Origin of the sequence: Bacillus sp. SIMBA_008, assembly GCF_046535495.1 — a bacterium.
Taxonomy (GTDB): domain Bacteria; phylum Bacillota; class Bacilli; order Bacillales; family Bacillaceae; genus Bacillus; species Bacillus subtilis.
On sequence record NZ_JAWRWL010000551.1, the window covers coordinates 1 to 268 of the forward strand.

Consider the following 268-nt stretch of genomic DNA (forward strand, 5'->3'; position numbering starts at 1 on the left):
GCCGCCGGCCGACCGCCCCTCGCCAGCGGCCGGCCTGCCGGCCTTCCTGCCCGCCGAAGCCCGCCGGACCATCGCCCTGATCCAGCGCGGCGGCCCGTACCCGTACGACCAGGACGGCAGCGTCTTCGCCAACCGCGAAGGGCACCTGCCGTCGCGCCCGCGCGGCTATTCCCACGAGTACACGGTCGACACTCCCGGCCTGTCGCACCGCGGCACGCGGCGGATCGTCACCGGCGGCGACCCGGTCCAGGCCTGGTACTACAGCGAT

The 268-nt window shown here is 75.4% G+C and carries 1 protein-coding gene; it reads left to right on the plus strand.

Features of this window, described 5'->3' with window-relative positions; translation table 11 throughout:
• A partial coding sequence (locus SB658_RS24400; RefSeq protein ID WP_410602950.1) for a ribonuclease domain-containing protein occupies nucleotides 1-268 on the plus strand: 268 nt, incomplete at both ends.